Annotated in this window: 21 protein-coding genes; 13 read left to right on the top strand and 8 right to left on the bottom strand. The window is 50.7% G+C overall.

The window, feature by feature from the left end; all coding sequences use genetic code 11:
- Positions 1-62: 62 nt before the first annotated feature.
- Both ACFO3I_RS04140 and ACFO3I_RS04145 read right to left on the bottom strand, forming a co-directional pair.
- Entirely contained in the window at positions 63-1,763 is a 1,701-nt protein-coding gene (locus ACFO3I_RS04140; protein WP_377331999.1) for a phosphoethanolamine transferase, read from the bottom strand.
- Between the two features lie 115 nt (positions 1,764-1,878).
- A complete protein-coding gene (locus tag ACFO3I_RS04145; protein WP_377332000.1) occupies positions 1,879-3,792 on the bottom strand; it encodes an LTA synthase family protein in 1,914 nt (637 codons plus the stop codon).
- Positions 3,793-3,975: 183 nt separating this feature from the next.
- Here ACFO3I_RS04145 and ACFO3I_RS04150 point away from each other — a divergent pair, with 183 nt between their 5' ends.
- From ACFO3I_RS04150 to ACFO3I_RS04185, 8 genes are all read left to right on the top strand, one after another.
- Positions 3,976-4,332: a diacylglycerol kinase gene (locus ACFO3I_RS04150; RefSeq protein WP_008223741.1), complete on the top strand. Its 357-nt coding sequence runs from the start codon at positions 3,976-3,978 to the stop codon at positions 4,330-4,332.
- 20 nt (positions 4,333-4,352) lie between these two features.
- Entirely contained in the window at positions 4,353-5,021 is a 669-nt protein-coding gene (locus ACFO3I_RS04155) for a response regulator (protein WP_377332001.1), read from the top strand.
- Positions 5,011-6,405 carry an ATP-binding protein gene (locus ACFO3I_RS04160; RefSeq protein WP_377332002.1) on the top strand — a complete coding sequence of 465 codons (1,395 nt, stop codon included), beginning with the start codon at positions 5,011-5,013 and terminating at the stop codon, positions 6,403-6,405. The genes ACFO3I_RS04155 and ACFO3I_RS04160 overlap by 11 nt, the downstream gene beginning before the upstream one ends.
- A gap of 84 nt (positions 6,406-6,489) precedes the next feature.
- Positions 6,490-6,768 carry a metal/formaldehyde-sensitive transcriptional repressor gene (locus ACFO3I_RS04165; RefSeq protein WP_008984039.1) on the top strand — a complete coding sequence of 93 codons (279 nt, stop codon included), beginning with the start codon at positions 6,490-6,492 and terminating at the stop codon, positions 6,766-6,768.
- Positions 6,769-6,846: 78 nt separating this feature from the next.
- A complete protein-coding gene (locus ACFO3I_RS04170; RefSeq protein WP_008984038.1) occupies positions 6,847-7,161 on the top strand; it encodes a hypothetical protein in 315 nt (104 codons plus the stop codon).
- Between the two features lie 44 nt (positions 7,162-7,205).
- On the top strand, positions 7,206-8,540 hold the full coding sequence (locus ACFO3I_RS04175) for a TolC family protein (protein WP_377332005.1): 1,335 nt from the start codon (positions 7,206-7,208) through the stop codon (positions 8,538-8,540).
- Entirely contained in the window at positions 8,537-9,517 is a 981-nt protein-coding gene (locus ACFO3I_RS04180; RefSeq protein ID WP_377332006.1) for an efflux RND transporter periplasmic adaptor subunit, read from the top strand. The genes ACFO3I_RS04175 and ACFO3I_RS04180 overlap by 4 nt, the downstream gene beginning before the upstream one ends.
- Positions 9,518-9,656: 139 nt before the next feature.
- Complete coding sequence (locus ACFO3I_RS04185; protein ID WP_377332007.1) at positions 9,657-12,776, top strand: efflux RND transporter permease subunit; 3,120 nt, start codon at positions 9,657-9,659, stop codon at positions 12,774-12,776.
- A 637-nt stretch (positions 12,777-13,413) separates the two neighbouring features.
- Here the strand turns inward: ACFO3I_RS04185 and ACFO3I_RS04190 are convergent.
- The 6 genes from ACFO3I_RS04190 to ACFO3I_RS04215 form a co-directional block, all read right to left on the bottom strand.
- Positions 13,414-13,863 (bottom strand): hypothetical protein, encoded by a 450-nt coding sequence (locus ACFO3I_RS04190; RefSeq protein WP_377332009.1) that lies wholly within the window; start codon positions 13,861-13,863, stop codon positions 13,414-13,416.
- A 195-nt stretch (positions 13,864-14,058) separates the two neighbouring features.
- Positions 14,059-14,472, bottom strand: coding sequence for an ExbD/TolR family protein (locus ACFO3I_RS04195; protein WP_377332011.1), 414 nt, complete (start codon positions 14,470-14,472; stop codon positions 14,059-14,061).
- Positions 14,473-15,201, bottom strand: a complete 729-nt coding sequence (locus ACFO3I_RS04200; RefSeq protein ID WP_377332012.1) for a MotA/TolQ/ExbB proton channel family protein — start codon at positions 15,199-15,201, stop codon at positions 14,473-14,475.
- A gap of 69 nt (positions 15,202-15,270) precedes the next feature.
- A complete protein-coding gene (locus ACFO3I_RS04205) occupies positions 15,271-15,960 on the bottom strand; it encodes an energy transducer TonB (protein ID WP_377332014.1) in 690 nt (229 codons plus the stop codon).
- On the bottom strand, positions 15,957-16,637 hold the full coding sequence (locus tag ACFO3I_RS04210; protein WP_377332016.1) for a Fe2+-dependent dioxygenase: 681 nt from the start codon (positions 16,635-16,637) through the stop codon (positions 15,957-15,959). The genes ACFO3I_RS04205 and ACFO3I_RS04210 overlap by 4 nt, the downstream gene beginning before the upstream one ends.
- A 127-nt stretch (positions 16,638-16,764) precedes the next feature.
- The gene (locus ACFO3I_RS04215; RefSeq protein WP_377332018.1) at positions 16,765-19,095 is read right to left on the bottom strand and encodes a catecholate siderophore receptor Fiu; all 2,331 of its coding nucleotides are present in this window, start codon (positions 19,093-19,095) and stop codon (positions 16,765-16,767) included.
- Positions 19,096-19,345: 250 nt separating this feature from the next.
- Here ACFO3I_RS04215 and ACFO3I_RS04220 point away from each other — a divergent pair, with 250 nt between their 5' ends.
- From ACFO3I_RS04220 to feoB, 5 genes are all read left to right on the top strand, one after another.
- Positions 19,346-20,311 carry an ABC transporter ATP-binding protein gene (locus ACFO3I_RS04220; protein WP_377332020.1) on the top strand — a complete coding sequence of 322 codons (966 nt, stop codon included), beginning with the start codon at positions 19,346-19,348 and terminating at the stop codon, positions 20,309-20,311.
- Positions 20,308-21,483, top strand: coding sequence for an ABC transporter permease (locus tag ACFO3I_RS04225; RefSeq protein WP_377332022.1), 1,176 nt, complete (start codon positions 20,308-20,310; stop codon positions 21,481-21,483). The genes ACFO3I_RS04220 and ACFO3I_RS04225 overlap by 4 nt, the downstream gene beginning before the upstream one ends.
- Positions 21,484-21,677: 194 nt before the next feature.
- Positions 21,678-22,415 (top strand): 4'-phosphopantetheinyl transferase family protein, encoded by a 738-nt coding sequence (locus tag ACFO3I_RS04230; protein ID WP_377332024.1) that lies wholly within the window; start codon positions 21,678-21,680, stop codon positions 22,413-22,415.
- 116 nt (positions 22,416-22,531) lie between these two features.
- The gene (locus tag ACFO3I_RS04235; protein WP_377332026.1) at positions 22,532-22,768 is read left to right on the top strand and encodes a FeoA family protein; all 237 of its coding nucleotides are present in this window, start codon (positions 22,532-22,534) and stop codon (positions 22,766-22,768) included.
- Between the two features lie 28 nt (positions 22,769-22,796).
- Positions 22,797-24,617 carry a ferrous iron transporter B gene (feoB, locus tag ACFO3I_RS04240; RefSeq protein ID WP_377332028.1) on the top strand — a complete coding sequence of 607 codons (1,821 nt, stop codon included), beginning with the start codon at positions 22,797-22,799 and terminating at the stop codon, positions 24,615-24,617.
- Positions 24,618-24,629 lie beyond the last annotated feature (12 nt).

Here is a 24,629-nt window from a genome sequence, read left to right on the forward strand (position 1 = left end):
CTTTATACTATACCCCAGTATAGTAGTTGCTATTTTGAGCAGGATCAATTGCTGAGCAGATTTTATTTATACGCTGATAGATCATTCTGGCACTGGCTAAACAATTCAAGTTGTGTTTCTCGCATCGTGGTTTGTACGTTAAATATTGCCAGCAGGGTATGAAAAAGGTTGTCGTGGCTGGCTTTCTGTTCTGTCTGCTGCTGTATACATGAGGTGTTTACCTTTTGACCTGTGATGTAGTTTTCGGACATCCACCATAGCAGTGGTATATGTGTCTGAGCTGTGGGAGCCATCCAGTACGGTAGCCCATGCAGGTAAATGCCATTTTCGCCCAGCGATTCCCCATGATCTGAAATATACAGCATGGCAGTTTGATAGTCCTTGGCCGCTGACAGCTGATTGATAACGGTAGCCAGCAACTGGTCGGTTGCAATAATGCTGTTATCATACGCATTGATCACATCTTGCAGTGAACACAACTGTAGTTGCTTGTTTTGACATTCCGGCACAAAAGCTTTGTCGGTTATTGCACTGCGCCGGTAATACTCCGGGCCATGACTGCCCAGTTGATGAAGCACGATCAGGCGATCTTTTGGGGCGGTATTAGCCTTGCTAAGGTAAACCGGTAGCCGCTCGGTGAGTACACTGTCCAGACACTGGCCTCTGTCACAGCTGGAGTGATTTTGTTGCTCAAATAAAAACTCTGACGGTACGCGGTCGCACACGCCTTTGCAGCCTGAGTTATTATCAAGCCAAGACACTTCAACACCGGCGTGTTGCAGTATATCCAGAACATTACTGCTGTTTTTGGCAGTGCTTTCTATATAGTCAGTACGCGACAGAGCCGAAAACATACAAGGTAAAGAGTGAGCCGTAGCCGTACCGCATGATGACGCTTGTTTAAAGCTATATACAGGCAGTGCACTGAGCAGTGGGGTGGTATTTCTGACATAACCATTTAGCCCAAAGTGATCGGCTCTGGCTGTTTCTCCGACCACCAAAACAATCAGCTTGGGTTTTGTCGAGGACGTTGCCGCAGGTAGCTGTTTGGCATCGAGACCAAGCTGATTAAAACTGACCGGAAATGCCGTTTTACGGATGTTATTGGCCAACGATACGGTGGCTGACAGGGTGCTGACGGGCAGTGCCAGATAACGTACTTCGCGGAAGTTGCGAAAAAAAGGCGCTAACTGTGAGTAATTGATTGTAACAATACTGAGCAGCGTTAGTATAATCAGCAGTATTGCCGCCAGCCAGTGCAGTAAAAAGCGTTTGTTGCGCACTATTTTGGTTCGGATAACGGTAACCGCCAGCAATGGAAACAGCATCAGCTTGGTTAATTGCCACAACATCCCGCCAGACAACAACCCTTGTGCTTCAGCCGGATCGGTTTCCAGTGCATTTTGCAGCATACTTTTATCAATGACGACACCGTAACTGGTATTAAAATACAGTGCGGTTGAGCCCAGCAGAAACAGCAATAAAAATACCGGCTTTTGTACAGGCCGGAAGCTGAACAAGGTGAGTAACAGAAAATTCAGTAAGAATAATAATGATACAAGACTGAGTTGTAATGAATACTGGCCTGCTGCCCTGGCTTGTATGGCATCGAAAAAGGGCGTGTTCAGTAGTAGGGTCATTGCCAAAGCGCCGACAAAAGCAAACCAGAGCGGATGCCATAGTGGCGAGCTATGGTTAAATGCTATGGTTTGCCGGGGCAGGGGTACTGTTTGCAAATGTGCGGTGGGCGTTAGGTCTGACATAAGCTTTCCATAAGCTACTGATATGCAACGCAGCTTATGGGGCGGTTCTTAAGAAATGCTTAAATTCCTGTGGATCCTTAACAAAATATTGCTGCTACCTATAGCAGAAAGCCCTTTAAGGGCTTTCACAAGGGATATCATCGTTGTATTTACGTTCACGATACAGGTAAGAAGGGAGTTGTACCTGTGCTAAAGCCTGCTGTTGTTGCAAGGGGCTTACCGCTTCTTCAGAGAGCGTTAATTGCTGGTGTTCACGATTATAGTTGGCACTAACCGCCTTACCATCGGGTTTCAGAATAGTAAGTTTATCCTCTGTCATCAGGGCAAACAGATTGTCAAACTGTATCAGAGCCCGCCCAGAACTGGTACTGTCCAGCAGCAGATCACGTCCCGTCATCGGGTGACATGACGATATCCCTGCCATGCTAAGCAGAGTGGGAGCCAGATCAATCTGACTACTTAAGGTTGTGAGTATTTCAGGCTGAGTGTCTGCGCCCAGAATTAGTCCTGGAATGCGAAACTTTTCCACCGGGATCAGGTTACTGCCATAGACCCTGTTATCATGATCTGCTACCACCAGAAACAGCGTATCCTGCCAATAAGGGCTTTTCATTGCTTGCTCAAAAAAGCGGCCCATTGACCAGTCTGCATATTTCACTGCATTGTAAGCCGTATTTTTAGGCTCTTGGTATAGTGAAATCCGGCCGTCCGGGAATTCGAAAGGTTCATGATTGCTAGAGGAAAAGATCAGGCTGAAAAACGGTTGCTGCTGTTGATGTAGGGTCAATAACTGCTGATGTGCAGTTCTGAACAAGTCTTCATCGCTGGCTCCCCAACTACCTACCAGCACCGGATTATTGATTTTAGGTAAATCCACAATCTCCTGAAAACCATTGCCGGTAAAAAAGCTACGCATATTATCAAAGTGTGCTTCGCCACCATAAATAAACTGAGTGTGGTAGCCCTGTTTTTTTAAGATGGATGCCAGAGTGGTAAAACCTTGCTGACTGTTTGACAGCTTTACCGTGCTTTGGGCCGGTGTCGGCATAAAGCCGGCAACAACCGCTTCAATACCGCGAACTGAGCGAGTACCGGTAGCATACAGATTGTCAAACCAGATGCCTTGCTGTTTCAGCTGTTCCAGCTCTGGAGTGACCGGTGCGCCGCCGAGTGATTCAACAAAGGTGGCGCCCTGGCTTTCCATCAACACTATTACTATGTTCAGCGGTTTATTACGCTGTTTTACGGCTTGTTGCCAGTGTAAGGTTGGGTATTCTGCATTATTAAAATCATATTGCTGCAGCCAGGGCCAGTTAAGGCTTAAATTCAGCATTTGTGTCTCTGGCAGTTTACCGTACATTTCGTTGGAGCGGGCTTCATGTTTGAGGTTATACAAGGCAAATAAAACCGAATAGCCCGAGTTGATGACCAGCGAATTCACCATAGCATCAGAGGTAATTGCAAACAGCGCCGGGTTAGCAGGGCGGTGTGCTGTAGTGGAACGGATGCCGGCAAATACCATAAAAACCACCAGGGGCCACAGTAGTAAATGCTGGCGCAGTGGCCATACCTGCAATGTGTGCTTCGGTAGCCTTAGCGCCCGGTGCAGCAGTAGAGCGGCTGCGACAGTTAACACGGTTCCTGCCACCAGTGGCAATCGGAAGCCATGCCATAAGGTAGAGAAAACTTCTTTCGGGTATTTCAGATACTCAATGTACAAGCGGTTTGGCCGTATATCGTACTGCTGAATAAAGGCGGGGGTGGATAGTTCGATAAATGCAATAAGGATTAAACCCGTCAGGCACCACCAATAGCTAAAACGGAACCAGCTGTGCTGTAATCCCGGACGCGCCCAGCACAGCGACAACAGAACGGGTATTGCAGACCAGATACAAAGTAGAATCACATCGGCCCGGATCCCCTGCAGGAATATCATGTCCAGTTGGTCTGTAGGCGCTACCCTGTCATATAGCCACAGCACCAGACCGAGCCGGGCCGCACTTAATAGTACCAACCCGATAAGAATCATACGTAGTAAATAGGTGTAGGGACCGCATGTGACTTGAGGTAACACAGGGAATGTTGTTACTGACCGGTTGCTCATCGATGCTCGCTGTACTGCCAGGTAAAGTTGCACTGAGCCTAACGGACAATGCTTAAGGCTTTCTTAAGACTGGGCTATTAAGCTGTCGCCAACAATAGAGGGGGGCATATGAAATCAGAGGCTAAAGGGGTTAAACGGATCATGCTGGCCGGAGTCAATTCATGGCAAGGGCTGGCCAGTAGCTGGAGATCAGAAGCGGCAATAAGGCAGGAAATTATCTTATTACTGGTATTGCTACCTGTAGCCTTGTGGGTTGATGTATCTGCGGCTGAGCGTGCGCTATTGTTATTGAGTGCATTACTGATTCTGATCGTGGAGCTATTAAATACCGGCATTGAAGTGGTGGTGGATCGCATTGGCAGTGAATATCACGAATTAAGTGGTAAAGCGAAAGATATCGGGTCGGCAGCTGTATTAATAACGCTCGTTGCCAGTGCCGCCGTCTGGTTATGCATTTTACTCTAAGCTAGCTGGAAAAAGCCTTTATGAGATTGTTACTGGTTGAAGATGATAGCCTGCTTGCGCAGGGGTTAATAACCGCATTATCACGTATGCATTACCGGACAGAACACTGTATTACCGGTTCGCAAGCCATAGTGGCGGCAACCAGTAGCGGGTTTGATGTGATTATTCTGGATCTGGGGTTGCCAGACGGGTTGGCATTACATGTAATTAAAACCTTACGGGCTAAAAAGGTTACAACACCTATTCTGGTGCTGACGGCATGGGATCATCTTGAAACCAAGGTTGAGGCATTAAATGCCGGCGCTGATGATTATGTGCTGAAACCCTGCGATAGCAGAGAAATTGAGGCCCGTTTAAGAGTATTACTGAGGCGTTATCAGCAACGACAGCAGGACATCCTGACTTGTCAGGAAGTAGAAATGAATATGCAGCAACATCTTTGCCGCTATCAGGGGCGGGATATTGTGCTGACTTCACGTGAGTTTTTGATCCTGAAAGAGTTTATGTTACATCCGGATAAAATTCTGAGCAGACAGTATCTGGATGAGCTCAGCTCGGGCTGGACAGGTGAAACTGACAGTAACTCCATAGAGGTGCATATTCATAATATCCGTAAAAAGACTACAGCGGCGCTGATAAAAACGGTCAGAGGCGCCGGTTATATGCTGGTGAGTCATCGTGAAAATTAATAGTATCCGCCGGATGCTGTTGCTCAGTGTTAATGCGGTTATCCTGTTAATGTTACTGATTACCAGCCTGAACACATGGTTTTATGTTCATCATGAAATTGACGAGTTATTTGATGCACAGCTGGCACAGTATGCACGGTTAATTCGTCATTTAATGGTAGAGCCCAATATTCCCCTGACTGCAGATAGTAATCACGCCATTGAAATGCCATTTTTACTGGATGATGGTATAGAGCATACTGCAGCAGCAGAACGGTATTCCGAGGGGCATAAATACGAAAGTAAAATTGCAGTTCAGGTCTGGCATGAAAATGGTCAACTGTTAATCCGTTCCGGTAATGTCGGCAAAACGCCATTGTTGCCCAAACAGTCAGGTTTTCATGAGATCCGGCATAATCAATACCTGTGGATTGGCTTTAGCTTATATGTGCCTGATGAAAAAGCCTGGATCTTTACTGCGCAACGGGAAGATGTTCGGGACGAGTTAAGCTGGCATTTAACACTGAATCAGTTGTTACCGCTGGGGATAGCGATATTGCCGATAATGTTACTTGTGTGGCTGGCTGTGGAATGGGGCACGAAGCCGGTACGGGAATTATCGGAAAAGCTGGCAGAAACCAACCCTACTGAATTACAACCTATTGAGATGCCGTTACCACGAGAGTTAAAGCCATTCAAGGACGCTGTGAATAAACTTATGGCTGAGTTAAAAGCTTACCTTAAAAAAGAGAAAATGTTTATTGCAAATGTATCCCATGAGCTGAGAACGCCACTTAGCATTTTGCAAGTGCATACCGATAATCTGGAAAATGCGACCGATATTAAGGAACAACACACAGCAATACAGGCCATAGGCAAAAGCACACGCCGTCTGGCACACCTGGTTAAGCAGTTAATGGAAACAGAAAAACTGGAACATAGTATTGTACTGCAATATCAGGCAATTCAGCTTCTTAGGTTAACAGAGGATGCTCTGGCATCAATAGATTTTCAGCTAATTGACCGTGTAATCTGGGTGGTCGATATACCAAAACAACTGCAAGTACGGGTCGATCCTACATTATTTCAGGCCGCATTACGTAATTTATTGGACAATGCGGCTAAGTATGCGCCTGCTCAAAGTGAGGTCAGTATCAAGGCGCGTATAGAACAGCACGCTGTAGTGATAAGTGTGAGTAATGCAATTAATGGTGATATTACGCTTGAGCTAGCCCGATTGGGAGAGCGCTTTTTCCGGAGTTATGGTCATCAGGATGTTGCAGGCGTCGGCCTTGGATTATCGATTACCCGTAAAATTGTTCACTTACACGGCGGAAAGTTAGTTTTTTCACAAGACATAACCGGACGTTTTGTAACAGAGCTCTTTTTGCTACAAACAACATAAAATAAGAGACAGCTTTTATAGCTACAGACTTGAGAAAGATTAAAACTGACTATACTATAGGGGAGTATAGTTACGGAGTACGGTATGACTCATTCAATTACTAATAAACCCAAGTTACTGACGCGGGTACGGCGGATTAAAGGTCAGGTTGAAGGGCTGGAAAAACAGCTGCTGGCCGAAGGTGATTGTAGTAAAGTACTACAGCAAATTGCTGCGGTGCGCGGTGCTATTAATGGCCTAATGACTGAGATACTGGAACACCATATTCGTGATCATCTGGCAGGCGATAACCTGGAGCCTTTACAGCGCGACGCGGATGTAGAACAGGTTATTAGCGTATTGCGCTCGTACCTTAAAAGCTAACTTCGTTAAATTAGTAAGGCGGTCATTATTTTGATAAGCAACTACGCACTGACTAAAACACCACTAAGCAGAATGTTGATGGCATTACTGCTGGTGGTGCAATTGTTATGCGTAGTTTCCAGCGCTTTCGCTGTTGAACATTCTGCTGATGATATTCATCATCAAATATCATGGTCTGACACCAGTACGGTTGTAGCCGCAGAACAATCATCATTAACTGATGCCTCACTTCATGCAGGTTGCGACCATTGTAGTCATTGCCATGCCGCACATATTGGCTTGTTTAAACCAGCTCCGGCTTTGCCGGTAATTGGTAATGAATTGCTGGTGTCTTACTTAAATTATCTACCCTCTTCCCCTAAACGAAGCATTTACCGCCCACCCATCAGCTGATTCTGTTTTTTTGGTTTTTACATTACCTATAACAGGATTTTGCTATGTTCTTAAAAATGAATTGCAAACGCTTTGCAGCGTTAGGTTTATTGGCTGCTGGCAGTGTGCTGCTGAGCCTGACAGTAAATGCCGCTGAACCTGCAACAGCAGAGTTAACGCTGCAACAGGCAGCAAAGCGGGTGTTACAACAACATCCGCAATTACACGTATTTGATTGGCGCTTAAAAGCAGCGGCGGGTCAGCAGCAATTGGCAGAGCTAACGCCAGGCTATGAACTCGGCGTGCAGGCCGATAATGCCTTTGGCACTGGTGATATGTCGGGTGTTAAAAGCCTCGAAGTTACGGTGTCGTTGTCTTCCGTTATTGAGCTTGGCGATAAGCGCCAGGCCCGGATGGCGGTGTCCAGTGCAAATCAGGGATTATTGCTGGCGCAGCGCCAGGCCGCGAGCCTGGATTTACTGGGCGAGCTGACCCAGCGTTTTGTAACTGTGCTGACATTGCAGCAAAAAACGGCGCTGGCGGCACAAACCGTGAGTATGACTGAGCAGGCTTTAATGCTGGTGACGCAGCGGGTGCAGCGTGGTGCAGCACCGGAGGCCGAGCAACTAAGGGCGAAAGTGGCCTTTAAGCAAGCACAGTTGCAGCATGGCTTACTGCAAACCGAGCTGGATAGCAGCAAGTTGGCGCTGGTCAGTTTATGGGGGGCGGAACAAGCCGATTTTAATCAGGTTAGTGGTGATTTATTTCAGCTGGCGCAAAGCCCCTCCTTTCAAACACTTTATCAACAAGTGCTGGCGACACCCGCAGTGGAAGTTTTTGCGGCCCGGCAACGCTTGCGTGATGCTGAAGTTGTATTGGCACAAAGTCAGTCAGCCGGTGATGTACGCTGGCAGATTGGCGCCATGCGGTCACAGGAAAGCAATGACTTTGCTGTAGTTGCCGGAGTGTCAGTTCCCTTATTCAGTGAACAGCGTAATCAGGGGGCGGTCACTGCCGCCCTGGCAGAGTCTCGGGCTGAACAGTTTGAAAAGGACACAGCCTTGCTGGATTTACGCGCCCGTTTGTATCAGGCCTGGCAAACTCACCGTTACAGCAGTATGGCCGTAAAAGATATGCGGCGAGATATTTTGCCGGTGCTGGAGCAGGCACTACAACAAACTGAAGACGCATACCGCCGTGGCCGTTATGGCTATGCAGAGTGGATTTCTGCCCGTCAGGCACTACAGGACGCTCAGCTTGAGTTGGTTAATGCTGCCAGTACCGCACTGAGCAATCAGGTACTGATTGAACAGCTTGCCGGTGTTGCGCTTGCGGCATCACCTCTGGCGATAAAGACACCCACTCAGCTTATCACTACTGAATCAGGATCTTCCAAATGAAATATTCCGCGTTATTCCTTGCATTACTGATCGCTCAGGGTATGGCTGTTGTACCTGCTCAGGCCGGGCCGGGCCAAAGCCATGATGAAAAACCGAAAACGGCGCAAACAAACAGCGCTGATGCCCATGATGATAGCGGGCACGATCATGGCAGCGACCATGATGATGATCACGATGAAGCCGCAACGATTGATGCCGACATGGCAAAAAGGGTAGGGATTGAAGTGGCGACGGCAGGTGCCGGCACCATTGAACGCCATATTCCGTTATACGGTGAGCTTGTCATCCCACCTAACCGTCAGGCACAGGTGCGAGCCCGTTTTCCTGGCATGATTACCCAGATAAAGCCTGCAGTTGGCGACACAGTGAAAAAAGGTGAGGTGCTGGCGTTGGTTGAATCCAATGACAGCCTGCGCACTTATCCGGTAACGGCACCGATAGCCGGAGTGTTGTTGCAACAGTATGCCAGCCAGGGCGAATACACAGCTGGTGAAACGTTATTTTCACTGGCAGACAGCAGCATATTGTGGGCTGAGCTGAAAGTATTCCCAGCGGCAATGGATGAGATAAAAACCGGTTTGCCGGTGCATATTGAAGCTCGCGGTGGCAGGGTTGATAGTCAGATAAGCCATATTTCGCCTGCCTCCGGCCAGCCTTATGTATTGGCGCGGGTTGCACTGGATAACAGCAACGGCCATTTTTCTGCCGGAGAGCGGGTTAGTGCGCTGGTGGATGCTGAAATCATAGATGTTTCTCTGGTGATAGATAACAAGGCCTTACAGGATCTGGAAGGTAAGCAGGTGGTGTTTGTGCGCGAAGGCAACCGCTATGAACCGCGACCTCTGCAGCTAGGCCGCACCGATGGGCGCTTTACTGAAGTGCTGTCTGGTCTGCATGCTGCTGAAGAGTATGTGGTGGTAAATAGTTATCTGATTAAGGCTGAGATCGAAAAAGCCGGCGCAGCCCACGAACATTAAGATCTGCCTGGCTGTGCTTTGGTTCTGCGGCATTAAAACCCGTTCAGCATGCTCATTTACGGTATGTAAACTGCGCTGCTTCGCCAGTTTTTGCCTTGCGTAACCTTTGCTTGCCCGGGCAGGTTAAAAGGAGATAAACATGATTGAAGCTATCGTTCGTTTCTCTATTGAGCGACGGTATCTGATGCTGGGCCTGATCTTATTACTGATTGGTGCCGGGTTGTTGAGTTACCAGCGATTACCTATCGATGCAGTACCTGACATTACCAACGTACAGGTACAAATTAACACTGAAGCGCCTGGTTATTCCCCACTGGAAGCCGAACAACGGATTACCTTCGTGGTGGAAACAGCGCTTTATGGCTTGCCAAAACTAAAATATACCCGTTCGTTGTCACGTTATGGTTTGTCGCAGGTAACGGTGGTGTTTGAAGAGGGCACCGATATTTATTTTGCCCGTAACCTGCTTAATGAGCGACTTGGCAGTATCAAGAATGCGCTGCCTGCCGGGCTTGAACCGCAAATGGGACCCATTGCGACTGGCCTGGGTGAGATATTTGTTTATACCGTTGATGTTAAACCCGGCGCTACCGATGCAAATGGCAAACCTCTTGATGCTATGTATTTAAGGGAAGTGCAGGACTGGATTATCAAGCCGCAACTGGCACAAGTGCCGGGTGTGGTTGAGGTTAATACCATCGGTGGTTATGACAAACAGTACCATGTGATGCCTGATCCGGCAAAAATGCTGGCCATGGGTGTGACGTTGCCGCAATTGTCAGAGGCGCTGCTGAGCAATAATGCTAACCGTGGCGCAGGTTATATTGAGCGTAATGGTCAGCAATTGCTGGTGCGCTCGCCCAGCCAGCTGAGTTCTATCAGCAGTATTGAAAATGTGGTGGTTGCGCTGAATGGCTCAGTACCTATCCGGATAAAAGATGTGGCAGAAGTCGGGCTGGGCAAAGAGTTACGTACCGGTGCCGCCACCCGTGACGGTCACGAAACCGTCATGGGTACGGTAATGATGTTGCTGGGTGAAAACTCGCGGACCGTTGCCCGTGATGCTGCTAAAAAGCTGGAGGAGGTAAAGGCCTCCTTACCGGAAGGCGTGGTCGTTGAAGCAGTATACGACCGTACTACGCTGGTAGATAAAACTATTGTCACAGTGCAAAAAAACCTGCTGGAAGGGGCATTACTGGTGATTGTGGTGCTGTTTGTGCTGCTGGGAAATATCCGTGCGGCACTGATCACCGCTGCAGTAATCCCGCTGGCAATGCTGGCCACCATTACCGGTATGGTGCAACAAGGCGTGTCAGCAAACCTGATGAGCTTAGGTGCTCTGGACTTTGGTCTGATTGTCGATGGTGCGGTGATTATTGTGGAAAACTGTATCCGGCGTTTAGGAATGGCCCAACATCAGAGCGGGGGCTTGCTGGCACTGCGCGAACGTTTAAACGTGGTGTTTGCCGCAACGACCGAAGTGATTAAACCCAGTTTGTTTGGGGTAGCGATTATCACGGTCGTCTATATCCCGATTTTTGCCCTGACCGGTGTTGAAGGCAAAATGTTTCACCCAATGGCAGCAACGGTAGTGATGGCGTTATTGGCCGCGATGGTGCTGTCACTGACTATTGTTCCTGCTGCCGTTGCCGTGTTTATGGGCGGTAAAATCAACGAACAGGAAAGTCGGGTTATTGTGGCCGCAAAATCACTGTATCGTCCGGTGTTGCATGCCGTAATCAGGCTGCGTGTGCTGGTCGCTGGTCTGGCAACGATGCTGGTGGCGTTTTGTTTATGGCTTGCCACTACGATGGGGTCTGAGTTTATCCCGCAACTGGATGAAGGGGACATTGCACTGCATGCGATGCGGGTCACCGGTACCGGGCTGGAACAATCTGTTGATATGCAAGAAGTACTGGAACAACGGATTAAACAATTTCCGGAAGTGGATAAGGTTTTTGCCAAGATTGGTACGCCGGAGGTAGCAACCGATCCGATGCCGCCGAACGTTGCGGACAACTTTGTTATTTTAAAACCGCGCAGTGAATGGCCGGACCCGAGTAAAACCAAAGCAGCGCTTGTTGCTGAAATGGAAAAGGCGCTGGAGCAACTGCCCGGTAATAACTACGAGTTTACCCAGCCGATTCAGATGCGCTTTAACGAGCTTATTTCGGGAGTTCGTTCAGATGTTGGTATTAAAGTTTTTGGTGATGATCTGGATGTGCTGTTAAGCGTCGCGAACAGCATTGAGCAGGTTGCCAACAGTATTGCCGGCGCTGCAGATGTGAGAACCGAACAGGTGTCCGGTTTACCTGTACTGTCGGTAACACCAAAGCTAACTGAGCTATCCCGTTATGGTCTCACGGTCAGCCAGTTTCAGGATCTCATCGCTATGTCGATTGGCGGCGAAGAGGCTGGGCTAATCTATGAAGGTGACCGACGGTTTCAACTAATAGTACGTTTACCTGAGCAAATCCGTAGTGATATTGATAACCTGTCATGGTTACCTATTCCAACACCGGATGGGGGCTATGTAGCACTGAATGAAATTGCCACGCTGGATATTCAACCGGCACCGGCACAAATCAGCCGGGAAAACGGTAAGCGCCGTATTGTGGTATCAGCCAATGTGCGCGAGCGAGACCTGGGTAGCTTTGTTGCCGAGCTGAAACAACGGCTGAGTACCGATGTCACCCTGCCAGCCGGTTACTGGCTGGACTATGGCGGTACTTTTGAGCAGTTGGAATCGGCCAGCAAGCGGCTGGCTATTGTAGTACCAATAACTCTGCTGCTGATTATTGCCTTACTGGTGATGGCATTTAACTCGCTAAAAGATGCGTTAATTATCTTTAGCGGCGTACCTCTGGCGCTGACTGGTGGTGTACTGGCGCTGTGGTTGCGAGATATGCCGTTGTCTATTTCGGCAGGCGTCGGCTTTATTGCCTTGTCTGGTGTCGCGGTATTGAACGGTCTGGTGATGGTATCGTTTATGCGCCAGCTATGGCAGGAAAAAGGCGATTTGCTGTATGCCGTGGTAGAAGGGGCATTGATCCGGTTACGCCCGGTATTAATGACCGCACTGGTCGCCAGCCTGGGGTTTGTGCCAATGGCACTCAATACCGGTACCGGGGCGGAAGTACAGCGTCCACTGGCCACCGTCGTGATTGGCGGTATTATCTCGGCTACCTTGCTGACATTAGTAGTACTGCCGGCGTTATACCACTGGCTGCATCGGAATGATAAAAGGTTAGCTGATTAAATCGTTGCGATACTTAACCAAGCCCCGTAATGAGGGGCTTGGTTGTTTTTATGCCAATATTAGTCGGGACATTAACGCGAAGCTGAAAAGCCCAAGCTCTTGGGTCATTCAGAAGCAACCTTCAATCGCTCATTCTCACAAACCAAAACCCCCTTATCACACTGCACCTGTGCCAGCTGGCCCATCCGTTCCACCGCCTGCGCTGTGGCGCGCTGAAAGCCTAACAATCCCAAAGCTGCTGAGGCGGAAAACTCTAATTTAGGCTGCCACTAAAAAAGGGATGTTTACAGAGCGAGTAAATGTTGTTTTTGTATTGCGAAATTTGGACCGTGATGGCCCTTCAATGAGAACCATTGATAGGGTGAAAGAAATATTGGCTGAAGTGGATGGTAGAATTAACGTAACTTTTGGTTTTATTAATGAGGAAAATTGCTTCGAGAAAATTGAGCTATATAACTTCTAACAAGTCAATCAACTTCGCGCTTTCGGCGCCGGACGCAGCAAGCAGCGCCGGTTATTGAAGCGTTAACGTCAGTAATTCGCTCTAAGCCGTCCATAAAACCAATTAAAATGGGAGGCGAAGAGCTGCGTTTCATATCGTAACAATCATTGCTGTGGCAGAAAGAAAAGCTATCGCCTACAGGCTGTTTTTATCCAGCCGGTGCTGTTCAAAAATCTCCAGTGCACCTTTTAAAAAACCGAACATGCCAAGCGCCAGTACTATGGTGCCGACAGATAAGTCTTTCAAAATGCCCTGGTTGCTAAAGAAATAACCGGCTAAACCCATCAATAAAAACAGCAGGATCATCACGCACATCAGGCCGATCACCAGTTTACCTTTGGCCGGGTTCTGCCAGATATTCTGCGAGAATTTGTTCTGCATTTTGCTGGTGTCCTGCAGTGAGCTGAAACTGATGCCCAACCCCATAAAAATCAGCGCTGTATTCAGACTGGTAAAAATCAGCGAGGGGTTGGCTTTCAGTGCAGTAAAACCCGCCAGGTAAGGGCTAAAGGCAAAGTACAGCGCTGCGAGCATCAGCGGGTATTGCAGGTAACTCAGGTAATGAAATGCCAGTTTTACGTTCATCGGGACGACCTTGTTGTTAGTTCAGCTGCGCTGGATTTGCTTGTTCCTTCAAGAAACCATGCTCGCCTATCCTGCGCCTTTTGTCAGCTGTAATTTTGTTGTAAATGGTTGATTAAATTTTGGCGCGGACTGAAGTAAAGCCGGGGAGAAAAAGGCGGGGTAAACCCCGCCTCTACGTTTAAACAGGTGGGGCTGCTAGGACGCAGGTTCGCTGATAAAACCCAATTTGAGTAAACCTGCTTGCTGCACGGCGGCCATCACAGTTAACACCTGCTCATAAGGCGTGGCTTTGTCGCCGCGGATATGAATTTCCGGTTGTTGTGGCAGTGCGGCCTGTTCTGCCAGTTTGACCGGCAGCGCTTCGTGGCTGATGGCGTCGTTGTTCCAGTACACACTGCCATCGGCTTTCACTGTTAAGGTGACAGTGCTGGGTTTGGTCTGGTTCTGCTCGTTGCTGACGCGGGGTAAATCCACCTTAACGCTGTGGGTGATCACCGGCACTGTAATAATAAAGATGATCAGCAGCACCAGCATCACGTCCACTAAAGGCGTCATATTGATTTCGCTCATTACCTCGTCGTCGTTGTCAAATCCGCCGCCAAAGGCCATTTATTTCGCCTCCTTCAGTGGCACCACCATCGCGCTTTTCGGCGCGGCGCCTGTTAAAAAGTAGGCATGCAACTGGTGGGCAAAACGGTTCAGTTTGGCCAACACATCTTTGTTACCGCGTTGCAGCGCGTTGTAACCCAATACGGCAGGGATAGCCACAGCCAGGCCAAAAGCCGTCATGATCAATGCTTCGCCCACCGGGCCTGCCACTTTATCAATGCTGGCCTGGCCTGAGGCACCGATACCGACTAAAGCATGGTAAATCCCCCAGACGGTGCCAAACAATCCAAGGAAAGGGGAGGTTGAGCCTACTGAGGCCAGAATGGCCAGGCCTTTTTGCATCTGCTGGGCGCTTTCATCAATAGCACCGCGCAGGCAGCTGGTCAGCCAGTCGGCGAGTGGCAAATGGCCGTGTAAGTCCTGCTGATGGCTTTGGTGGTGGTCCAGTGCGGCCTGGCCTTCGTCTGCGACGTAGCGGAACGGGTTGGCCGGGCCGCCTTGCTCAGAGGCTGAGCTTAAAATACGCAGGCCTTCGGTAAAACTTTGGGCGTGCCAGAAGTCGCGACTGGCCGCCGCCACTTTTTTCAGTCGCCATAAGTTGAGCGCACGCAGCACTATCACTGTCCAGCTGGCGACCGACATCAACAGCAACAACAGCGCCACTGTTTTAATGACAAAATCGCCTTGCGCCCAAAGCGCGGCAATGCCGTAGGGGTTTTCTTGCATCATGGCTGTTCCTGCTAACACGTCATTCATTGCTACTGTTCTCTCGATGTTTAAAATTGTTCTGACCGATCATCATTTTCCGCCGGGCGCCGGATTTAACTGAAACACCACGGGTTGGGCAAACCATAAATCCACCGCCTGGCCCAGCTCTTTGGCTGGCGTGTAGGTCCACTGCCGTACCGCATTGATGGCGGCCTGATCCAGCCGTGGGTAACCAGAACTGGTTTTTACTTTCAGCTGACCGACTTTGCCGCTTTTCAGCACCAGCACGTCCAGCACCACTGTGCCTTGCTCTTTCAGCTGGCGGGACAGTTTGGGGTAAACCGGCGCTTTGTTGACCGCTTTATTGGCTGAGGCCACAGGCGGTGTGCTGCTGGGCTCTGGCTCTGCGGCTTTTACCGGTGCAGTGGGGGCCGGTGTTGGGTCTGGCTTGCTTTCGCTTGGCTCTGGCGCACTGACAGCGCGCTCTGAGGCGGCGGCTACCGGCACTGGTTTAGGCGCTGGCTTAGGTTTTGCTTTTACCGGCTTGGGTTTGGCTGCTTTGGGTTTGGGCGGCTCTGGTTTTTTCTCCGGAATTGGCGGTTTAGGCTTAGGTGGTTCAATAGCCGGGGGCGCCGGCGGGGTCGGTACCGGAATAATCACGCCTTCAATGGCTTTGGCCACAGGTGCGGGTACCGGTGCTGAGCTAAAGCTGACCGCCGCCGTAATACCGGCCAGATGCACCACAAGCACCAAAGCTGATAGCAGAAGTGGCCGTTTCACAGTTCGGCCCACATTCTGACTAAATTATGGTAATGCGAGGTGAGGGCAACACTTTGTGTCGTCTCACCAAACTGCTGGCGCAGTGACTGAATGTTTTGGTCCAGCTCAAACAGCATTTGGCGCTGTTCGGCGGAGCGCACCATGCTCTGAGTCCAGAAAAAACTACAGACCCGTTCGCCACTGGTGACGGGCAGTACCTGGTGCAGGCTGCTGGACGGGTACAGAATGAGATCGCCAGCCGGTAGTTTGACTTCATGCAAACCGAAGGTGTCCTGAATTTGCAGCTCGCCGCCTTCGTAGTCATCCGGCTCGGATAAAAACAGGGTAGAGGACAAGTCGGTGCGCAGGCTCAGGCTGGAGCCCGGTACGCCGCGAATGGCGCCGTCGACATGCAAGCCATAATGTTCGCCGCCCTGATAGCTGTTAAATAGTGGCGGTACGGAGCGCAGCGGAATAGCCGCCGCCATAAACAAGGGGTGTTGATAAAGCGCCTGCAGAATAATGGCGCCCAGTTCACGGCCAAGCGATGAGTCGACCGGCAACTGTTTGTTGTTTTTCACTAAGGCGCCTTGGGGCCCGACGGTTTCACGGCCGTCTGTCCAGTTCACGGCAGCCAGCTGCTGCCGGAACTGCGCCACCTGGGCTTTGCTTAGTACTTCAGGTATATGCAGTAACATAAAAACCAACTCGTTGTTGTGGCGAAATGGGCGGGGTAAACCCCGCCCGCTGCCATACCGGTACCAGCCGGTGATAGTTGTTTGGGGTCACGGGCGGGTTAAAACCCGCCCCTACGCCCATTGTCGATCAGAACTTCACATTCACACCCAGACGTGCCGAGCGTGGCGTGCCCATAAAGTAACGCGAGCCGCCATTGTTCAGTGAAGACATATACTCTTCATCCAACAGGTTATAAACGTTCAGCTGGATATCCACAGTTGGCGTAATTGGGTAAGACGCCATGGCGTCCACCACCCAATAATCCGGTACTGCTGGCACCGAAGTTTTCGCCAGGTTCAGTGTGGTGCTGCTGGAACGGGAGACCGTATCGACATAACGGACGCCACCACCCAACACCAGGCCATTGCCGAAGCTGTAGCTGTTCCATACCGTCAGGGTCAGCTCAGGTGTCCACTGGATCACCCCTCCGTCTGTCGGGTTGGTGCCTGACTGGTTACCACGGGTAATTTCGCTGTCCAGGTAAGCGGCACCGGCGCTGATTTGCCAGGCGGACGTAATAGCACCGACTAAGCCCAGTTCGACACCACGGACCTGACGTTCACCCACTTGGGTGGCGGCGCCTGTCGGGTCTGTGGCAATTTCGTTTTCATTGGTGCTTTCAAATACTGCAGCGGTGACGGCCAGTTTGTTGTCCAGTAAATCCCACTTGGTGCCCAGCTCCAGGTTGGAGCCTTTTTGTGGGTCCACATTGGCGTTGTTGATATTGTTGGCTGTGGCACTTAATGCAAAGTTTGCGCCGCCCGGTGGTAACTGGGTGGTGGCATACGACAAATACAGGCTGCCGTTGCTGGCTGGTTTGTACAAAGCGCCCACTTTGTAGCTGGCCAGGTTGTCAGACGCTTTTAAAGTGCTACCCAATAAAGTACCAATAGGGATGGTCTGTGGCGTGCTGGTGCCCTGTACTGTGACCAGATCGGTCTCTGTGCTGTAGTGCTCGAAGCGGCCGCTTAAGTTCAGTTGCCATTGCTCGTTCAGGTGCAGCGTGTCCAGCACGTACAGTGCGGATGTCATGGTACTGCCTTCTGTGCTGGCGCCGGTGCGGACCGGATCGACAAAAGTGTCGCTGGTGCTTGGGTTGTACAGGTTCGCTGCACCTTGCGTGGTGCCCGTCGGCAACGCCAGCGTGAAGTTGCGCTGGCTCTCGTAAATAAACTCCAGGCCTGAGCTGATGTCATGACGGATGGCGCCGGTTTGCACGCTGGTGTTCAGCTGAGTCTGGTTGGTCAGAATTCGGTTGCGTTGATCTTTACCCTGACGTGACCGTGAAATGGTCCAGTTATTCGGATCGGCAATAGCTACAGCCGCTGCGCCAGATCCAGTGGTGGTGGTGATTGCGTTGACGCCGGTCAGCAGGTAATCCTGATCCGACTGACCAAAACGAGAGGTGTTACGCAGCACTGTGTTGTCGTTCAGGTCATGCTCAACCTTGACCGTGGCCATAGTGGCTTTGACGTCATCTTTGTCGTTGGTCGAACCATAAAAGTTGCTGGTGTCGACCGGTGCAATGATTTTGCCTGCATTTGGGCCACCATTGGGGTAGTTGGTGCTTGGGTCAGCGTCAAAGGCGGCGTTGTAGAAGCCTTCCAGGCCGACAGTTGGAATACCGCCGTCCGGAATATTGTCCTGCGACATATGGAACAGGTTCAGGTAAGTGCGGGTCGAGGTGCCAAGGCCCAACGCCAGCGAGCTGGCAAAACCGTATCTGTTGTCTTCGACCACATCACGGCCAGCCACGTCAGAATCCTGTGCCAGCAGGTTAATACGCAGCGCTGAGGTGTCACCAATCTGGCGGTTCATATCTATGGTGCCGCGCTTGTAAGAGCCAGAACCTGCGGTCAGGTTAGCGACAGAAGCGTCTTCCAGCGTCGCCATTTTGCTGGCCAGGTTAATGTAACCAGAGGACGAGCCACGGCCATTGTCAGCACCGGCCGGGCCTTTGGCGATTTCGACCTGTTCAGTATTAAAGGTGTCGCGGCTGATGGTGCCTAAGTCACGGATGCCATCGACGAAAATGCTGCCCTGGGTATCAAAACCACGCATAAAAATAGAGTCGCCTGTGGCGGTGTTGCCGTTTTCACCCATCAGCATGGTAATACCCGGAGTATTACGTAACGCATCAGACAGAGTGGTGGCGGCTTGCTGCTGGATCAGTTCCTTTTTTACCACCACTATGGTTTGTGGGGTGTTCACCAGCGGCTGCGTTTGTTTGGTGGAACTAACGGTGTCTGCTTTGTATTGTGCTTCGACTTCGTCTGCACTAACCACGACTGCATCCAGTTCGGTTTGTGTTTGTTGAGCCTGCGCCACTGCAGGAATAGCCAACGCCAGAGCCGAAGCCAGCAGGGTACTGTTGAATTGAGTGACCTGCGAGTGTTTTTTTGCTTTGATAAAAGCCATCGAACAAAATCCTTGTGTGAAGTTTGTGTGAATGCAGATATGTTTTTTTGTTTACAACTTATGTTTACAAACCTGGTTCTCCGGCGCCGGAGCGGCACGATTTTATCCGTGGCAAAATACAAATGCAAACAGTTTGCATTTGCATGGCTGTGCTTTCTCAGAGGTCAGAGCGGGCATTGCAACAAAAAACAGTGGCATGCTAATGTTGAACAGATGTTAAGTTTTGGAAAATAAAGGAAAAGGATCATTTATGTTACATATCGAAGCCAGGCAGATCAGTAAAAGCTATGGCGAGGTTGCCGCAGTGCAGGCAATCAGTTTTACCATAGAGCCAGGGCAAATCTTTGCGCTGCTTGGGCCCAATGGCGCCGGTAAGTCGTCGTTAATCCGTATGCTGGTGGGACTGACCCGGCCAGACGATGGCGAGATCCTGTTGCGCCAACAGGACCAGCCACTGTCGCAGCTGCCGCAGCGCAGCTATGGCTACCTGCCAGAAGACAGAGGCCTTTACCCGGACAGAACGGTGCGGCAAAACCTGAGTTACATAGGCCAGCTTCGTGGTATTGATAAAACTGCGCTGGTGGGGCAAATCGAGCAGTGGTGCCGCCGGCTGGATTTACTCGACAAACTGGATGACAACCTGTCGAAACTGTCCAAAGGCAATCAGCAAAAGGTGCAGTTGATCAGTTGTGTGCTGCATAAACCAGCGTTGCTGATCCTGGACGAGCCGTTTTCCGGACTGGACCCGGTCAATCAGGAAAAAGTGCTGGTGATCCTGAATGAACTGCGTACTGAAGGCACCACAGTGCTGCTGAGTGCTCATCAGATGGCCTTGGTTGAACGCCTGGCCGACAAGATGTTACTGCTGAATAAAGGCCAGCAGGTGGCGCAGGGCAGTCTGGCGGAAATTCGCCAGCAACTGGCACCGGAAAAATGGTTCGCTGTTGGGCTGGCGCAGCAGCTGCATTGCTCAGAGCTGCAGGCGCTTGGCAGTGTCAGCGAGGTGGAACAGATGACCGCCACTGAGTTTAAAATTTGCCTGGCGCCCGACGCCAGCGTCAGTCAGTTATTGCAACAACTCACTGCTGTAGCAGAGCTGAGTGATTTCAGCCGGATAGAACCCGGCCTGCATCAGCTGTATCTGGCCGCCGTCGGCCAGCATGACGTGTTATTGCAATCTTCCGCCCAGGGCAACAGCAAAGGAGCCGCCGCATGACCCGCTGGACAGTCGCCGTATTTGAATTTCAACGTTATTTTAAATGGAAACAAGAGCTTGTCAGCGTCGGTCTGATGCTGCTGACCGTTGGCATTATGTCGGTCTGGCCTGCCATCAAAGGCTGGGTTGATCAGGATTACAAAGTAGCGCTGGTGTCTGAGCTGGCCGCGCCGAAAGTGCCGGGTTATGCCATTAGCCAAATTCGGCCTGATGCAACGGACAATGCCCGTGCCGGATTGGGTGAAGTTTGGGATTTACTGGTGTTGGTGGACGGTGCAGAGCTAAAGCTGGTGGCGCAAAAAAGCGCCAGCTGGCAAGACAAGCTGACACCAGAGCTGCAACGTTGGCTGCAACAGCAGCTGATCGCTGGCTTGCCGCTGGATCCTGCGCAAAAAGCTGTGGTACAGCGTTTACCCAAAGCTGAATTTGAGTTTCTGCAACAAGACAACCGGGAAGAGAGTAAACAGCAAAAGCTGCTGGGCGGCGGCATTTTAATCCTATTGTCGGTTGGCGTGTTTTCTGGTTTTGGTTTTATGTTCACCGCCATTACCAGTGAAAAACAGCAACGGGTGACCGAACAACTGTTAACCCTGATCACGCCGTCGCAGTGGATCGACGGAAAAATTCTTGGCATCTCGCTGTTTTGTCTGAAGACCATGTTAACCACAGGCTTGTTCGCTTTTGTGGTGATGCAGGCGATTCGCATGATGTCAGGCAAGGATCTGTTTGCCTTACCATTGCAGCCACTGCCCATTGTGCTGACGTTGGTGTTTGTGGCGCTGGGGCTTTTACTGATCAACAGCTTTATGGCCGGTTTTGCCGCCACTATTGATGATCCCAATCACTCCAGCCGTTCTGTGGTGATGTTTTTGCCCAGCCTGCCACTCTTTCTGGTGTTCAGTGCGATGGACAACACTGAAGGCGCACTGATGCAGTTTTTAAGCTGGTTTCCCTTAACCAGCTATGCCGCTATGCCGATGCGGCTGGCGTCCACCAGCGTGGCCTGGTGGGAGTGGCTTGGAGCTTTGCTGGTGCTGCTGGCCTTTTTGTACTGGGCCCGAGCTGCTGCCGCCCGCATCTTTGAGCTCGGCATTCGCATGTACGGCAAAGAGCCGGATTGGTCTGAGCTGTTACGGAGTTTTTTCTTATCTTCCGGCAAAGCGATCCGCTAATTGGTTGGCAGACAAAGAAATTATTGGCTGATGGCTGGTTAAAACAGTTTGAATGTTGTGGATTTAATGTATCTTAACATTCAGAGTAATGAACCGCGGCGCAGTGGCTGCACCCTGGTAAAAGCCAAGACAGGCTTTTAGCGGGCTGCAGTTGCCGCGTTGGTGGAGGACCGGAACCAGCAACGTGAGGGACTATGCCAATACAATGGAGTGAGGGATCCATAGTCCGGCAACAGGATTCAGAGCATGCCTTTATCCGCTCGGTCGAATTCAGGCTGAACTGGCAATGGGTGCTGGTGATTTGCCGTTTTGTGCCTGACCGTTATCAGCCGTCGATGTTCACTGCCATGAAGATTGATATGCCAGCATCCATTCGTTCCGCTGATAGTAAACGTCAGGCTGAATTCCTTGCCGGCAGATACGCAGCGCAGCAGGGGCTAAAGTCGATGCAGCAAGCTGGCGCTTCGATTAGCCAGATTCCCATAGGCGCAGGGCGGGACCCGCAATGGCCAGCAGGCATTCGGGGCTCGATTAGCCACAGTGGCGACAGGGTCTGTTGTTTACTTAGTCAGTCTGCTTCGGTGAAGTTTCTCGGGGTGGACCTGGAGAAAATTTTCAGTGTGGAACTGGCACAGAAGATTGGTTATGAAATTCATACAGCCGCTGAGCAGCAGCTTTTGTGCAAGGCAGGTTTGTCTCCAGCCCAGGCCAGTTCCGTTATTTTCTCAGCCAAAGAGTGCCTGTTTAAAGCCCTGTACCCGTACGCCAAAGAATTTTTCGGTTTTGAAGCGGCGTCTGTGGTGGAAGCCACGACCAGTTTTGTGTCATTAGGTTTGTCGCCTGATCTGGTGTGGTTATGGGGAGTGCCTGAACAGTTTACTGTGCACTACCAACTGCATCACGATTATCTTTTCACCAGCCTTATCGGCTGATCCACTGCTTCAGACGACAGCCGACCAGTTTCTCAGGGCGAAAAACTTGTCGTTGCGCGGTTTTTTAGTGATACCATACCAAATAAGAATACTTCGTATTATCCCAGAGGTGCCTGATGCAAAGTGTGTGGGACATTCCCAAAGGAAAAACGGCTGAGATTAGCGGGCTGGACCAAAGCCTGAGCAAAGACGTGGTGTTACGGCTGCATGATATGGGGTTTTCACCAGCACAGCAGGTTTTGTGTCTGCAACGTGGTTTTTTAGGTGGCCCTGTGGTGGTCGCTGTGGCTGATGCCGTCTTTACGCTGGAGCGTCAAATTGCCAGCTGCATTCTGATCGCGCCCGCCGCCTGATTTCAATTTCCGATAAAGCAGTTAATTTATGAAACGAATTTTATTAGTAGGTAAACCAAACTCAGGGAAAAGCCTGCTGTTTAACCAACTGACAGGGTTGCGGCAGAAGGTCGCCAATTTCCCTGGTGTGACTGTCGATGTCAAAACCGGCAAGTTTGGCCCTTACGAGTTGGTGGACCTGCCAGGTGCCTATTCAGTTCACACCTTATCGAAAGATGAAGATATTGCGATTGCCCAAATCAACCAGGCAATGGCCGACGACAACACCGCGTTATTAGTCTGTAACCTGGACGCCACCCGGTTGCAAAGCAGCCTGGTATTTGCTTTGCACATGCAGGCGTTAGCCCGGCAGCACAATAAAAATGTGGTGTTTGCGCTGAACCTGTATGACGAAATGCAGAAAATCGGCCATGTGATCGATACGGATAAGCTGAGTGAGGAACTTGGTAGCCCGGTGTATGCCGTATCGGCCCGTACGCTTTATGGCATTGCCGAATTTAAGCAGGACATTCAGGCCATTGCCGCAGGGCAGAAGCCAGTTAGCAGTGCTGTGCAAATCGACAGCTCGCCGGAACAGATCCAGCAAAAAGCCCGCGATATGGCGGCCCGTTATGGCGCCCAGGCCGATATTCTGCTGAAAAACCAAAACCGCATCGACAGTTTTATGCTGCACCATGCCTCCGGCAGTCTGGTGTTTTTGCTGGTGATGTTTTTCCTGTTCCAAAGCATTTTTACCTTTGCCGCACCTTTAATGGACGGAGTGGAAGCGGGTATTGGCGTGGTCGCTGAATGGTGTCTGAGCCTGGTGGGCGAAGGCATGGCGGCGGATTTTATCCGTGATGCGCTCTTTGGTGGCTTAGGTGCCTTTTTGGTGTTTGTGCCGCAAATTATGGTGCTGACCTTTATTATCGGCATTCTGGAGGACAGTGGCTATCTGGCACGTGCTGCACTGATTTGCCACCGGCCTTTGAGTTTCTTCGGTATTTCTGGTCGCAGCTTTGTGCCTTACCTGTCGGCGCATGCCTGTGCTATTCCGGCCATTATGGCGGCGCGCACCATCGAATCGCCGCGTAAACGCCTGATCACTATGCTGACCATCCCGCTGATGTCCTGTTCAGCCCGTCTGCCGGTTTATGCACTGTTAATTGCGGTCTTTGTACCACCGGTGCAGTACCTGGGCGGTCTGGTCAGTCTGCAGGGCATTGTGTTTTTTGCGCTCTACCTGTTTGGCATTTTAACGGCGCTTTGCATTAGCCTGCTGTTGTCCCGTACCTCAGCGGTGGAAGGCAAGCAAACGGATATGCCGTTTATTCTGGAATTGCCGTCCTACCGTCTGCCGCACTGGAAACCATTGCTGCGCCGGGTAGTGGAGAGCGGCAAACAGTTTATCAAGCGGGCTGGACCGGTGATTTTTGCTGTGTCTGTAGCGATTTGGGTACTGGGCTACTTCCCACAAAACGGTAGTTTGCAGGATTCGTACCTCGGCATGATTGGCCACTGGATTGACCCAATTTTTGCACCACTGGGTCTGGACTGGCGTTATGGCGTGGCCATTCTGATGTCTTTCCTGGCACGGGAAGTCTTTGTTGGCGCGCTGGGAACCTTGTTTGGGATTGATGCGGCCGATGAACATATTGGTGATTTAGCGTCGCAGCTGCAGGCCGACGGCCTGGCCTTAGGCGCTGGTATCGGTATTCTGCTGTTCTACGTGGTGGCGCTGCAATGTGTGGCGACTGTGGCAACGCTACGGGCAGAAACCGGTCGCAACAAGCTGGTCACCAGCGTGGTGATCGGCTATGGCTTGCTGGCCTATCTGCTGGCGTTGGCGGCTTACCAAATCATTGGCTAAGCCTGTGATGTC

The sequence above is a fragment of the Rheinheimera marina genome (assembly GCF_042654345.1).
Lineage (GTDB): Bacteria > Pseudomonadota > Gammaproteobacteria > Enterobacterales > Alteromonadaceae > Pararheinheimera > Pararheinheimera marina.